At 71.4% G+C, this 10,992-nt stretch carries 11 protein-coding genes and 1 riboswitch; of the genes, 8 read left to right on the top strand and 3 right to left on the bottom strand.

Features of this window, described 5'->3' with window-relative positions; genetic code table 11:
* The 5 genes from ACIQ6R_RS31140 to ACIQ6R_RS31160 form a co-directional block, all read left to right on the top strand.
* Positions 1–519, top strand: a 519-nt coding sequence (locus tag ACIQ6R_RS31140; protein ID WP_404224927.1) for a flavodoxin-dependent (E)-4-hydroxy-3-methylbut-2-enyl-diphosphate synthase, incomplete at its 5' end; no start/stop codon positions are given.
* Positions 520–546: 27 nt separating this feature from the next.
* Positions 547–2,487 (top strand): 1-deoxy-D-xylulose-5-phosphate synthase, encoded by a 1,941-nt coding sequence (dxs, locus tag ACIQ6R_RS31145; RefSeq protein WP_404224929.1) that lies wholly within the window; start codon positions 547–549, stop codon positions 2,485–2,487.
* Positions 2,488–3,873, top strand: a complete 1,386-nt coding sequence (locus tag ACIQ6R_RS31150; protein WP_404224930.1) for an aspartate aminotransferase family protein — start codon at positions 2,488–2,490, stop codon at positions 3,871–3,873.
* A gap of 95 nt (positions 3,874–3,968) precedes the next feature.
* Positions 3,969–4,622: a helix-turn-helix domain-containing protein gene (locus ACIQ6R_RS31155; protein WP_404183505.1), complete on the top strand. Its 654-nt coding sequence runs from the start codon at positions 3,969–3,971 to the stop codon at positions 4,620–4,622.
* Entirely contained in the window at positions 4,619–4,741 is a 123-nt protein-coding gene (locus tag ACIQ6R_RS31160; protein ID WP_404224931.1) for a DUF6126 family protein, read from the top strand. Before ACIQ6R_RS31155 ends, ACIQ6R_RS31160 begins: the two co-directional genes overlap by 4 nt.
* Before the next feature lie 22 nt (positions 4,742–4,763).
* On the opposite strand, the gene ACIQ6R_RS31165 is transcribed toward ACIQ6R_RS31160, so the two are convergent.
* Positions 4,764–5,561 carry a tyrosine-protein phosphatase gene (locus ACIQ6R_RS31165; RefSeq protein ID WP_404183511.1) on the bottom strand — a complete coding sequence of 266 codons (798 nt, stop codon included), beginning with the start codon at positions 5,559–5,561 and terminating at the stop codon, positions 4,764–4,766.
* A gap of 423 nt (positions 5,562–5,984) precedes the next feature.
* Positions 5,985–6,144, top strand: a riboswitch (cyclic di-AMP (ydaO/yuaA leader).
* A 2-nt stretch (positions 6,145–6,146) separates the two neighbouring features.
* On the opposite strand from ACIQ6R_RS31165, the gene ACIQ6R_RS31170 reads away from it, so the two are divergent.
* Together ACIQ6R_RS31170 and ACIQ6R_RS31175 are read left to right on the top strand one after the other, a co-directional pair.
* The gene (locus ACIQ6R_RS31170) at positions 6,147–7,109 is read left to right on the top strand and encodes a peptidoglycan DD-metalloendopeptidase family protein (protein WP_404224933.1); all 963 of its coding nucleotides are present in this window, start codon (positions 6,147–6,149) and stop codon (positions 7,107–7,109) included.
* 204 nt (positions 7,110–7,313) lie between these two features.
* The gene (locus ACIQ6R_RS31175) at positions 7,314–8,099 is read left to right on the top strand and encodes an SGNH/GDSL hydrolase family protein (protein ID WP_404225169.1); all 786 of its coding nucleotides are present in this window, start codon (positions 7,314–7,316) and stop codon (positions 8,097–8,099) included.
* A 189-nt stretch (positions 8,100–8,288) separates the two neighbouring features.
* Here the strand turns inward: ACIQ6R_RS31175 and ACIQ6R_RS31180 are convergent, their stop codons facing one another.
* Both ACIQ6R_RS31180 and ACIQ6R_RS31185 read right to left on the bottom strand, forming a co-directional pair.
* Positions 8,289–8,909 carry a TetR/AcrR family transcriptional regulator gene (locus tag ACIQ6R_RS31180; RefSeq protein ID WP_404224935.1) on the bottom strand — a complete coding sequence of 207 codons (621 nt, stop codon included), beginning with the start codon at positions 8,907–8,909 and terminating at the stop codon, positions 8,289–8,291.
* Positions 8,910–8,968: 59 nt separating this feature from the next.
* Positions 8,969–9,553, bottom strand: a complete 585-nt coding sequence (locus ACIQ6R_RS31185; protein WP_404183520.1) for a carboxymuconolactone decarboxylase family protein — start codon at positions 9,551–9,553, stop codon at positions 8,969–8,971.
* 168 nt (positions 9,554–9,721) lie between these two features.
* Here ACIQ6R_RS31185 and ACIQ6R_RS31190 point away from each other — a divergent pair, with 168 nt between their 5' ends.
* Entirely contained in the window at positions 9,722–10,915 is a 1,194-nt protein-coding gene (locus ACIQ6R_RS31190; protein WP_404224937.1) for an MBL fold metallo-hydrolase, read from the top strand.
* Positions 10,916–10,992: the final 77 nt, after the last annotated feature.

The raw sequence follows: 10,992 nt of genomic DNA on the forward strand, positions 1-10,992 counted from the left end.
CCGCTGCACCTCGGTGTCACCGAGGCCGGCCCGGCCTTCCAGGGCACCATCAAGTCGGCCGTCGCCTTCGGTGCGCTGCTCTCCCAGGGCATCGGTGACACCATCCGCGTCTCGCTGTCGGCGCCGCCGGTGGAGGAGATCAAGGTCGGCATCCAGATCCTGGAGTCGCTGAATCTGCGGCAGCGCGGCCTGGAGATCGTCTCCTGCCCCTCCTGCGGCCGCGCCCAGGTCGACGTCTACAAGCTGGCCGAGGAGGTCACCGCCGGTCTGGAGGGCATGGACGTCCCGCTGCGCGTCGCCGTCATGGGCTGTGTCGTCAACGGTCCGGGCGAGGCCCGCGAGGCCGATCTCGGCGTCGCCTCCGGCAACGGCAAGGGCCAGATCTTCGTCAAGGGCGAGGTCATCAAGACCGTCCCCGAGTCCAAGATCGTGGAGACGCTCATCGAGGAGGCCATGAAGATCGCCGAACAGATGGAGAAGGACGGCGCGTCGGGGGAGCCGGCCGTCACCGTGAGCTGAACAGCACGGACCGAAGGGGGCCCGAGCGTGACGATTCTGGAGAGCATCCGGGGACCACGCGACCTGAAGGCGCTGTCCGAGGCGGAACTCGGTGAACTGTCCGACGAGATACGCGACTTCCTGGTGCACGCGGTCGCCCGCACCGGCGGGCACCTCGGACCCAACCTGGGGGTGGTGGAACTCACCGTCGCCCTGCACCGGGTCTTCGAGTCACCGACCGACCGCATCCTGTGGGACACCGGTCACCAGAGCTACGTACACAAGCTCCTGACGGGCCGACAGGACTTCTCCAAGCTGCGCGGGAAGGGCGGCCTGTCCGGCTATCCGTCGCGTGCGGAGTCGGAGCACGACGTCATCGAGAACAGCCACGCCTCCACCGTCCTCGGCTGGGCGGACGGCCTCGCCAAGGCGCACCGGGTGCAGGGGGAGCGCGGCCACGTCGTCGCCGTCATCGGCGACGGCGCGCTCACCGGGGGCATGGCCTGGGAGGCCCTGAACAACATCGCGGCGGCCAGGGACCGTCCGCTGATCATCGTCGTCAACGACAACGAACGCTCGTACGCCCCGACCATCGGTGGCCTCGCCAACCACCTCGCGACGCTCCGGACCACCGACGGCTACGAGCGGACACTGGCCTGGGGCAAGAACGTCCTCCAGCGCACCCCCGTGGTCGGCAACACCGTCTACGAGGCGCTGCACGGCGCCAAGAAGGGCTTCAAGGACGCCTTTGCCCCGCAGGGGCTCTTCGAGGATCTGGGGCTGAAGTACGTCGGCCCGATCGACGGGCACGACATCGGCGCCGTCGAGTCGGCGCTGCGGCGCGCGAAGCGCTTCCACGGGCCGGTGCTGGTGCACTGCCTCACGGAGAAGGGCCGCGGCTACGAGCCCGCCCTGCGCGACGAGGAGGACCACTTCCACACCGTCGGGGCGATGGACCCGCTCACCTGCGCGCCGCTCAGCCCCTCGAACGGGCCGTCCTGGACCTCCGTGTTCGGCGAGGAGATCGTCCGGATCGGTGAGGAGCGCGCCGACGTCGTGGCGATCACCGCGGCCATGCTGCACCCGGTCGGCCTCGCCGCCTTCGCCGAACGTTTCCCCGACCGGGTCTGGGACGTCGGCATCGCCGAGCAGCACGCCGCCGTGTCCGCGGCCGGCCTCGCCACCGGCGGCCTCCATCCGGTCGTCGCCGTCTACGCCACCTTCCTCAACCGCGCGTTCGACCAACTGCTGATGGACGTGGCCCTGCACCGCTGCGGTGTCACGTTCGTCCTGGACCGGGCCGGCGTCACCGGCACCGACGGGCCTTCGCACAACGGCATGTGGGACATGTCCGTCCTCCAGGTCGTCCCGGGGCTGCGCATCGCGGCCCCGCGCGACGCCGACCAGCTGCGCGCCCAGCTGCGCGAGGCGGTGGCCGTCGACGACGCGCCGACGCTGGTGCGCTTCCCCAAGGAGTCCGTCGGACCGGCCGTACCCGCCGTCGACCGGGTCGGCGGCGTGGACGTCCTGCACGCGGCGGACCGGCCCGAGGTGCTGCTCGTGGCCGTCGGCGTGATGGCGCCCGTCTGCCTCCGCGCCGCCGAGCTGCTCGAAGCCCGTGGCATCCGGTGCACCGTCGTCGACCCGCGCTGGGTCAAACCCGTCGACCCGGCGCTCGCGCCCCTGGCCGCCCGGCACCGTCTGGTGGCCGTCGTGGAGGACAACAGCCGCGCTGCCGGGGTCGGTTCGGCGGTGGCACTGGCGCTGGGCGACGCCGACGTCGACGTACCGGTGCGCCGGTTCGGCATCCCCGAGCAGTTCCTCGCGCACGCCAAGCGCGCCGAGGCGCTCGCCGACATCGGTCTCACGCCGGTCGAGATCGCCGGACGGATCAGCGCGAGCCTGGCCGTAGGAGCACAGGCCGGGGCAGGGGCCGGAGAGCAGACCGGGGACGTACGGACCGTCACGCCAGTCATAGGAGAGAGCTGAATGACCAAGGAGTTCGACCTCGCCGCGCTCTTGGCCGAGCGCGGAGCCGAGCGGTACGAGCTGCACGCCAAGCACCTCAACCACCAGTTGCCGCGCATGCTGCACACCATCGGCTTCGACAAGGTCTACGAGCGCGCCGAGGGCGCGCACTTCTGGGACGCGGACGGCAACGACTACCTGGACATGCTCGCCGGGTTCGCGGTGATGGGCCTGGGGCGCCACCACCCTGTCGTACGCAAGGCGCTGCACGACGTCCTCGACGCCTCGCTGGCCGACCTCACCCGCTTCGACTGTCCGCCGCTGCCCGGGCTGCTGGCCGAGAGGCTGCTCTCCTACAGCCCGCACCTGGACCGGGTCTTCTTCGGCAACAGCGGCACGGAGGCGGTCGAGACCGCGCTGAAGTTCGCCCGGTACGCGACCGGCAGGCCGAGGATCCTGTACTGCTCGCACGCTTTCCACGGGCTGACCACCGGCTCGCTGTCCGTCAACGGCGAGAACGGCTTCCGCGACGGCTTCGCCCCGCTGCTCCCCGACACCGCCGTCCCCCTCGGCGACCTGGACGCCCTGGCGCGGGAGCTGAAGCACGGCGATGTGGCCGCGCTGATCGTGGAGCCGGTCCAGGGCAAGGGCGTGCACGAGGCCCCGCCCGGCTATCTGCGCGCCGCGCAGGAGCTGCTGCACCGGCACAAGGCGCTGCTGATCGCCGACGAGGTGCAGACGGGCCTCGGCCGGACGGGCAAGTTCTACGCCTTCCAGCACGAGGACGGCGTCGAGCCCGACCTGGTGTGCGTGGCCAAGGCCCTGTCGGGCGGATACGTGCCGGTGGGGGCCACTTTGGGCAAGGACTGGATCTTCCAGAAGGTGTACTCCTCCATGGACCGGGTGCAGGTCCACTCGGCGAGCTTCGGGTCCAACGCCCAGGCCATGGCGGCCGGGCTGGCGGTGCTGTCGGTGATGGAGAACGAGGAGATCGTGGCGAACGCGGCCGCGGTGGGGGAGCGGCTGAAGTCCCGGCTGGCCGAGCTGGTGGACCGCTACGAGCTGCTCGCCGACGTCCGGGGGCGGGGGCTGATGATCGGCATCGAGTTCGGCCGGCCCAGGTCCCTGAAGCTGCGCAGCCGCTGGACGATGCTGCAGGCGGCGCGCAAGGGGCTGTTCGCGCAGATGGTGGTGGTGCCGCTGCTGCAACGGCACCGGATCCTGACGCAGGTGTCCGGCGACCACCTGGAGGTGATCAAGCTGATCCCGCCGCTGATCATCGACGCGGGGGACGCGGACCGGTTCGTCGACGCCTTCACCGAGGTGATGGACGACGCCCACAACGGCGGCGGTCTGATGTGGGACTTCGGGAAGACCCTGGTCAGGCAGGCGGTGGGCAACCGTTGACGAGTCACCGACCGCCGCCTCCGCCGGTCGTCGCCGATCTTTGCCTCTGAGGCAAGAAAATTGCCCGGTGGGCAATTCTCGGGCTGAATGGGGGCATGACCTCCCCTGAGACAGGGCCGTCGTCGACGGACGCGCCGGCGGCGGACGCGGTGTCCGTCGTGGCGCCGCAGCTGCGTGGCCTGCGGCGCAGGGCCGCCCTCACCCTGGAGACGGCGGCCCGTGCCGCGGGGCTGTCGCCCGCCCATCTCTCCCGTCTGGAGACCGGGCAGCGCCAGCCCTCGCTGCCGATGCTGCTCTCCCTCGCCCGTGTCTACGGTACGACCGTCTCGGAGCTGCTCGGCGAGACGGCCGCGGACCGGGATGCCGTCGTGCGTGCCGACGCCATGGAGCCGACGTTCGCGGGCGGCTGGACGTACTGGCAGGCCGGCGGGGCCGGTCGCGGGATGCAGGCCCTGCGGGTCCATGTGCCGCACGGCTCGCAGGGCGACATCGTGCGGGTGCACCCCGGGGAGGAGTGGCTGCACGTCCTGCGGGGCCGGCTGCGTCTGCGCCTGGGGGACACCGTGCACCGGCTCGGTCCGGGCGACAGCGCGCACTTCGACTCGCTGACCCCGCACCGGATCGCCGCTCAGGACGCCGACGGGGTCGAGCTCCTCTTCGTCCACACCCTGCTGCAGAGCCCGTCGGCCGCGCTGTGCCTGGGCCCGGCCGCCGCGCCGCCCCACTCCACCCTTGGAGAAACGCCATGAACCCGCAGGAGAAGCTCCCGCGCGCCCTTTGGGTACGGCTCTTCGTCTACCTCGTCGTGGGGCACGTCCTCGCGGCCTTCATCTACCTGCTCTTCGAGGTGGGCGCCAACAGCCGGTGAGCCGGTCGGTGAGCCGGTGGGCTCAGTCCAGCATCCGCTCGCGCAGCCGCTCCCGGGTCTCCGGAGTGATCCGCAGGCCCTTCTCCAGGTAGGCGTCGACCCCGCCCCAGGTCTCCTCGACGGTCTCGAAGGCCGCCGCCAGGTACTCGGCGCGCGCGTCGAAGAGAGGGCTGAGCAGCTCCATGACCTCGGGGGAGTAGGCCGAGGCGGCGGAGCCGCTGCGGCGCACCTTGTAGCGGCGGTGCGTGGCGTTGGACTTCAGGTAGTCGTCGATGACGGCCTCGCGCTCGACCCCCAGGGCGAGCAGGGTGACCGCGATCGACAGGCCCGCGCGGTCCTTGCCGGCCGCGCAGTGCATCAGGGCGGGGACGCTGTCCTCGGCGAGCGCGTGCAGTACCCGGGAGTGCTCCGCCGTGCGTTCCTTGATGATCATGCGGTAGGAGCCGATCATCCGGTTGGCGCCCTTGTCGCCCGCGAGGATCTCGCGCAACTGGTCGAGGTCGCCGTCGCGGACCATCTTCCAGAACTCGGCACCGTCGGCCGGATCGCTCAGCGGCAGGTTCACATTGCGCACACCCGGCAGCTCGACGTCCGGACCTTCGAGCTTCTGGTCGGCCGCGTTGCGGAAGTCGAAGATGGTGTGCAGGCCCAGCGAGGCCAGGAACGCGGCGTCCTCCCCGGTGGCGTGCGCCAGGTGGCCGCTGCGGAACAGCACCCCTTGCCGCACTCGCCGTCCGTCCACGGTCGGCAGCCCGCCCACGTCACGGAAGTTACGCACACCGGCCAGCTCGGGTTCGGTCGACGGGACCTGCTGCGTCACGGGGGCTCCTCCCACTCCGCCCCGCCGGCGCTGCTCGCCGACGGGCACCACTCGAAGATACGGCACGGTCCGGGAGCCTCGGCGGCACAGTCGTCCGACTGCTTCGCATCTGAGCCTTCTGCCCGAATTGGCACCTTCATTCCAACTAGCGTTGGAATAAGAGGGACTGGGGGGACGGTGCGTGAGCAGCGTCATATCCGTGACCGTGCGTTGCTCGTCATGTCCACGTAATCGGGCCGGTTTCCAAGGCTGTTCACGGAAAAGGGCACTGCGCGAATCCACGGAGGGTGACCGGTAATTCCCGTAAAGGATCAAACGGAACACCTGTCAATGGAACCCCTCGCTTGTCCCCGCGCGTCTTGGTCCCTTACGTTCACCACCGATCCGGACGGACGCCTAATCCTGCCGCCGACCGGAGACCGCACTCATCCACCACCCGTACACGGCAGGAACGGGGGACCCACAGGTACAACCGCCTGTTCCGGTTCCCGGAACGGCTTGGGGTTAAGCCGCGTCTCGGCGCGGCCGGGCATCTCCAGCCCGCACCCGACAGCTCACCTCGTAGGCGCCGGAGAGGAAATCGCCATGCCCGCGAAGGGTAAGCACCGCCGTACCAGGGCCATGCGCCTGACCCGCACCATCGCCGTCGCCGGAACCGGCGGCGCCGCGCTCGCGCTCCCGCTGCTGGGTGCCGCCGGCGCCCAGGCCGCTCCCGCGCAGTCCGTTTCCGAGCAGGCCGTGCAGTCCATACCGACGACCGCGAAGAAGGCCACCGGCGCCAGCGCCGAGAAGAACTCCGACTCGCGGACGTACACCGTCAAGAGCGGTGACTACCTCTCGAAGATCGCCGACGAGCAGGACGTCGAGGGCGGCTGGAAGAAGCTCTACTCGGACAACCGCGACGCCGTCGGCTCGGACCCGTCGCTGATCCACCCCGGCCTGAAGCTCTCGGTCGGCGAGCAGGCCGCCAAGTCGTCGGCCCCCTCGTCCTCCGCCGAGTCGGAGCGGCCGGCCGAGAAGCCCGCCGCGCCGAAGAAGGCGACCTCCGAGAAGTCCGAGCCGGCCGAGAAGTCGTCGGACGCCGCGAAGACCTCCTCCTCGGACTCGTCCCGCACGAGCGCCCAGTCGGCCGGCACCACCAGCGGCTTCACCTCCCCCGTGCCCGGCGGCAGCGTCGGCACCCCGTACCACCAGACCGGCAGCATGTGGTCCAGCGGCTACCACACCGGCACCGACTTCGTCGTCCCGACCGGCACCTCGCTCAAGGCCGTCGGCGCGGGCACCGTCGTCTCCGCCGGCTGGGGCGGCGCGTACGGCAACCAGGTCGTCATCCAGCTCGCCGACGGCCACTACGCCCAGTACGCCCACCTGTCCTCGCTCTCCGTCTCCGCCGGTCAGTCCGTGACGGCGGGTCAGCAGGTCGGTCTCTCGGGTGCCACCGGCAACGTGACCGGTCCGCACCTGCACTTCGAGATCCGCACCACGCCGGACTACGGCTCGGACGTGGACCCGATCGCGTACCTGCGCTCGCACGGCGTCTCTCTCTGACGACCGCTTGGGCGCGGCCTCCGCGCCGCTGAAGGCCGGACCCCGATCCCCGGGTCCGGCCTTCGGTGTATTCCGGGATTGACCAACACTTTAGGCGTGGTTTTTCTCACCGCCCGTCAACCCTTTCCTACGGTCGCGTAGGTCACATTCCAAGGTGAATCATGGGCCGACGTGGCAGACGATTCGAAGAGTGACAGCAGAGAAGTGATCGGGTCGTACGTGGCGGTGGGGGACAGCTTCACCGAGGGCGTCGGCGACCCCGGCCCCGACGGGGCGTTCGTCGGCTGGGCGGACCGGTTGGCCGTGCTGCTCGCGGACCGGCGACCCGAGGGCGAGTTCGGGTACGCGAACCTCGCCGTGCGCGGCAGGCTGCTCGACCAGATCGTGGCGGAACAGGTCCCCCGGGCCGTCGAGCTCGCCCCTGACCTGGTCTCGTTCGCGGCGGGCGGCAACGACATCATCCGGCCCGGCACCGATCCGGACGAGGTGGCCGAGCGGTTCGAGCGCGCGGTGGCCGCGCTGACCGCGGCGGCCGGCACCGTCCTGGTGACGACCGGCTTCGACACCCGCGGGGTGCCGGTCCTCAAGCATCTGCGCGGCAAGATCGCGACCTACAACGGGCACGTCCGTGCGGTCGCCGACCGCTACGGCTGCCCCGTGCTCGATCTGTGGTCGCTCCGAAGCGTCCAGGACCGCAGGGCGTGGGACGCCGACCGGCTGCACCTGTCGCCGGAGGGTCACACCCGCGTGGCGCTGCGCGCGGGCCAGGCCCTCGGCCTGCGCGTCCCCGCCGACCCGGACCAGCCCTGGCCGCCGCTGCCGCCCCGCGGCACCCTGCACGTCAGGCGCGACGACGTGCACTGGGCACGCGAGTACCTGGTGCCGTGGATCGGACGCCGACTGCGAGGAGAGTCGTCGGGCGACCACGTGATCGCCAAGGGGGCGCTGTCGCCGGACGACATCAAGGTGCGGATCGCGGCGGTGGCCTGACGGCGGAGTGCGGCGGGCTGCGTGCGGCGGGCTGCGTGCGGCGCGAGCGGGTGGCGGGTGGCGCAGCGTGGGCGTGTGGCGTGTGCCGGGCGGGGTGGGCGTGTGGCGGTGTTTCGTGGTGGGTGTCGCGGGTTCCGTGTGGGGCTGGGCCCAGCGGTGGGGTGTCGCTGGTCCCGCGTGGGGCCGGGCCTAGCGGCGGGGTGTTGTCAACGTCTCGCGTTCCAGGCCGAGTTCGCGGGCGAGGGCCTCGTCGGTCCACTCCTGGGCCCGGGCCCGGGACACCGCACCCGGGTAGGACGTCAGCTGCACGGCCAGCCCGTCGAGCAGGGCGGTCAGACGCAGGGCCGCGCCGTCGGGCTCCGGGCACGTGAACTCCCCGGCGGCCACGCCCTCGGCGATGACCTCGGCGATCGCCGCCTTCCACTGGCGGTCCAGTTCCCGGGTGACCTCCCGCAGCGCGGGCTCGCGCAGGGCCACCGCCCAGCCCTCGATCCACAGCCGCCAGCCCTTGGCCTGCCCGGTCGGGGCGTACCAGCGCACGGCCGCCCGCAGCCGGCGCAGTGCCGACGTACGGCGGCCGAGAAGTCTGCGCAGACGTGCGAGATCGTCCTCGGCGGCGTACGTGAACGCCGCGGCCACCAGCTTCTCCTTCGTGGAGAAGTGGTAGAGCACCAGCGCGTTGCTGACACCGAGCGCGGCGGCCACGTCGGCGATCCGCAACGCCGCCACGCCCCGCGCCGATATCTGCTCGATGGCCGCGCGCAGCAGCTCCTCGCGCCGCTCCGCGACTCCCAACCGGACTCTCACCACGCCCGTCACCCTATACACGCGCCCGGACACGCGGCGACGGCCCGCTTCAGCCCGGCCGCTCAGTCCGTCGTCGCGGTGACCGGGCCGGTGCGCCCCGTGCCGGACAGGTCGCAGGAGTCCTTGAAACCCTGGCTGGTGAGATCGAGTGCCGCGTTGACGCGGGAGCGCAGGTTCTCGACGGCGACCATGGCCGTCAGCTCCACGAACGCGGGCTCGCCCAGCCGGGCCCGCAGCCGCTCGGCGAGGTCGTCGCCGACGGTGGGCGGGGTCGCCGTCACCGCCTCGGCGTACTCCATGACGTCCCGTTCCAGCGGCGTGTACACATCACTCTCCCGCCACACTGGTACGTCGTGGAGCTTGCGCCGGTCCATGCCGCGCTCGGCGTTCTCCCAGTAGCCGAAGTCCATGCACCAGGAGCAGCCGATGGAGGCCGCCGAGGCCATCACCGCGAGCGCCTTCAGGTCGGAGTCCAGCCTGTTCCACCTGGCCACGGACTGCTCGAAACGCAGGTCGCCCCAGAGCACGCGCGGGTTGTGGGCGAGTGCCTTTCCAGGGTCGAGGACCTTGCCGTAGGTGCGCCGGGAGTACCACTCCATGACGTGGAGGAGGAGTGTCCGGGGCGGGGTGAGGGATACGCGGGCCATGAGGGCCACCTTCCTGTCCGTCGGTCGTGCCGGTGTGTTTCCGGGCGCTCGGTCGGGGGCGCCCTCACCGGTACGACGGGCGGAGGGAACTCGGATGTGACATCCGGCGTTCGAGTGATGTCGGACGAGACGATAATGAGAGCCTGACCTACTCCACCTGGAGGTACCGTGGCCGGTTTCCGTTACCCGAGCCCCGGGCTCAGCGTGCCGCGGCCCGCGGCCTTCGGCGCGGACCCGAGCGGCGAGCGCATGGCGCGCATCCGCAGATCGCCGCACTTCCGTGACGGCGTCTTCCAGAACCCCGGGGGCACCGCGCGAACCCGGCCTTCCGGATCGGCCGCGGAGTTCGCCAAGATCTACTTCGACCGGCAGGCCCGGCTCCGTCGCGCGCCGCTGGGCACCGTGCCCGTGCACGCCACCACGCTCGCCGACCTCGCCAGGCCGCCCGCCACCGGACTGCGGCTGACCTGGATGGGGCATTCCAGCGTGCTCGCCGAGATCGACGGGCAGCGGGTGCTCTTCGACCCCGTGTGGGGCGAGCGCTGCTCCCCGTTCCCCTTCGCCGGTCCCAAGCGGCTGCATCCGGTCCCGGTGCCCCTGGAGGCCCTCGGCCCGGTCGACGCCGTCGTGATCTCGCACGACCACTACGACCACCTGGACATGCCCACGATCAAGGCGCTGGCCGGCACGGACACCCTGTTCGCGGTGCCGCTCGGCGTCGGCGCCCACCTCGAACACTGGGGCGTCTCCGCGGGCCGGCTGCGCGAGCTGGACTGGCACGAGTCGACGCGCGTCGACGGCCTCACCCTGACCGCCACTCCGGCCCGGCACTTCTGCGGACGGGGGCTGCGCAACACCCAGCACACTCTCTGGGCGTCCTGGGTCGTCGCCGGGGAGGAGCACCGCGTCTACCACAGCGGCGACACCGGCTACTTCGCCGGCTTCCGGGACATCGGTGCCGCACACGGCCCGTTCGACGCCACGATGATCCAGCTCGGGGCGTACGCCGAGTTCTGGCCGGACATCCACATGACTCCCGAGGAAGCCGTACGCGCCCACCTCGATCTGCAGGGAGGGCGGCCCGGCGGTGCCCTGCTGCCGATCCACTGGGGGACCTTCAATCTCGCTCCGCACGCGTGGGCGGAGCCGGGAGAGTGGACGAGGGACGCCGCTGGGGAGGCGGGGCAGGCGGTGGCTTTCCCCCGTCCCGGCGAGCCGTTCGAGCCGGCGGGGCAGCTGCCCGAGGAGCCGTGGTGGCGGGCGGTGTCCGCTCCGATCGCGCACCCGTGGCGGCGTCCGCGGGGCGCTGAGGTCGTGGCCGAGCCGAGCAGGGGTGATCTCGACCTCGCCGGTGAGCGGTGACGTCGGTCGGGGGCGAGCTGGGGGGGGGCAGATGCCTGTGCTTCCATGCAGTCGCCGTACCACGAGCGGCGCGACTC

The organism is Streptomyces sp. NPDC096048, assembly GCF_044763415.1.
Classification (GTDB): Bacteria; Actinomycetota; Actinomycetes; order Streptomycetales; family Streptomycetaceae; genus Streptomyces.